This is a genomic window from Streptomyces sp. CO7 (genome assembly GCF_053474865.1).
Map to the genome: position 1 here is coordinate 300281 of NZ_JBRIOU010000009.1, position 1238 is coordinate 301518.

Below are 1238 nucleotides of genomic sequence, written 5' to 3' on the forward strand. Positions count from 1 at the left end.
GGGTACGCCTCCGCGTGCCGCTCCCCCGGCGTCGGCCCCGCCGTCGGCCCCGTCATCGGGTCGCCCTCGCCGCGTCGGCGGCGGCCCGCTCGGCGGCTTGCGCCACGCGGGCCGCCGCCCGGTCGGCGCGGCGGGAGAGGTCCACCGCTCCGGCCAGCCGCTCGATCGCCGCCGGCACGTCCCACTCGTCCTGCCGCAGCGCGGCCAGGGTCGTCGCCGGGACCACCACCAGGTCGGGCGCCCCGGTCTCCATGGCCCGGACCAGCAACGACCATGCGGCGTCCCACCGTTCACGGGTGGGCCTGGTCCCGACCGCGGACACGACCGCCTCCATCACCGCCAGCCGCAGGTCCCCGCGCTGCGGGAGCTCGGCCCCGGCGGGGTCGGCCAGCACGTCCTCCGGGTCGGGGAGGTCCATCCGGTCCATGCTCGCCAGCAGCTCGAGCCCCGGCCCGTCCCCCACCACACCCCTGACCAGCAGCGACAGCGTGTCCCGTGGGGCCCCGGCGGCGGTGGCGAAGGCGATCAGCCGCAGGGCCATGTCCCAGGTGCGGGGCGAGGGCCAGGCGCCGCCCCGGCGGGCCTCGTTGGCGGGCAGCTGGTGGACCAGCTTGGGCCGCGCGGTGAGCAGCCCGCACACCGCGCGCCGGGCGAGGTCGACCGCCCTCGGCACCTCGGCGGGGTCGAGCCGGGGCAGGGTGGCGCGCGGCCAGGTGCCGCCGAGGCCGCGGACCACCACCTCGGAGTCGTGCATCCACGGGAGGTGCACGAACCGGTTGGCCAGCGGGGCGCTCAGCTCCCAGCCGTCGGCAGCGGAGGCGCGCGGGTTGGCGGCGGCGACGATGCGGATGCCCTCCGGGAGCCGCAGGGCGCCGACCCGCCGCTCCAGCACCAGCCGGAGCAGGGCCGCCTGCACAGCGGGCGGGGCGGTGGACAGCTCGTCCAGGAAGAGCAGTCCACGTCCCTGGCGGACCAGGCGCACCGCCCAGTCCGGCGGGGCCATCGGGACGCCCTGGGTGGCGGGGTCGTCGCCGACGACCGGCAGGCCGGAGAAGTCCGACGGCTCGTGGACGCTGGCGATCACCGTGGTCAGCGGCAGGTCCAGCTCCTCGGCCAGCTGCGTGACGGCGGCGGTCTTGCCGATGCCCGGCTCGCCCCAGAGCAGCACCGGAAGGTCGGCGGCGACGGCCAGGGTCAGCGCCTCCAGCTGCATGTCGCGGCGCGGTTCGGTGGTGGTG

General features: G+C 77.9%; 1 protein-coding gene. It reads right to left on the reverse strand.

Annotated features, from left to right (window positions below):
• Positions 1-52: 52 nt before the first annotated feature.
• The coding region (locus ACOV8S_RS27960) for an AAA family ATPase (RefSeq protein ID WP_448321241.1) at positions 53-1238 on the reverse strand (1186 nt) is incomplete at its 5' end.